Source organism: Psychrobacter sp. 5A.1 (assembly GCF_030407455.1).
Taxonomy (GTDB): domain Bacteria; phylum Pseudomonadota; class Gammaproteobacteria; order Pseudomonadales; family Moraxellaceae; genus Psychrobacter.
Genome location: NZ_JASDDJ010000142.1, coordinates 1 through 813 on the forward strand (window position 1 = coordinate 1; position 813 = coordinate 813).

General features: G+C 42.7%; 1 protein-coding gene. It reads left to right on the forward strand.

Annotated features, from left to right (window positions below; translation table 11 throughout):
• Positions 1–801 (forward strand): IS3 family transposase (locus QL982_RS14475; protein WP_290190452.1); only part of this gene is annotated, 801 nt, incomplete at its 5' end.
• Positions 802–813: the final 12 nt, after the last annotated feature.

The following is an 813-nucleotide window of genomic DNA, read 5'->3' on the forward strand; positions in this document are numbered from 1 at the left end:
TACTACTATGGAATAAAGCCCAAGCCAATTAGCCTTGAAGCCGTCAAAACCAAAGCCTTAATACGCCAAATATTCAACGATTCAAAGCACTCAGCAGGCGCTCGTAGCATTGCCGCCATATTAATGAATGAGCATAACATCAAGCTGACCCGTTATATGGTAGGTAAACTTATGAAGAATATGAGCCTTAAAAGCTGTCAGTTAAAGACGCACAAATATAAGCACGCTGATAACACGCATAAAATCCATGGAAACCTATTGAACCGTAACTTTAGCCCAACAGCACCCAATCAAGTTTGGACAGGTGATGTCACATATATTCGCATCAAAGGCGGCTGGTGCTATTTAGCTATCGTTTTAGATTTATATGCTCGGCGTGTGGTGGGCTTTGCTGTGTCAAATTCGCCTGACAGCACTTTGACCGCATCAGCGCTACAGATGGCTTATCACACTAGACTTAAACCCAGCGGTGTGCTGTTTCATTCTGATCAAGGTACGCATTACACTAGTAAAGAGTTCACTGACGCAGTAGCTGGCTGTAAGGATATGAAGCAGAGTATGAGCCGAAAAGGCAACTGTTGGGACAATGCACCTACTGAACGCTTCTTTAGAAGTTTCAAGACGGAGTGGATGCCAAAGGGCGGTTATGAGGCTATTACTGAAGCTAAGATCGCCATCAGTAATTATATCTGGGGCTATTATCAAACCGTGAGACCGCATCGTTTCAACAATTATTTAACACCGTTAGAAAAAGAGAAGCGCTACTTTAATAAAAACCTCTTATCAGGTGTCCTAAATTAGTTGACCACTACA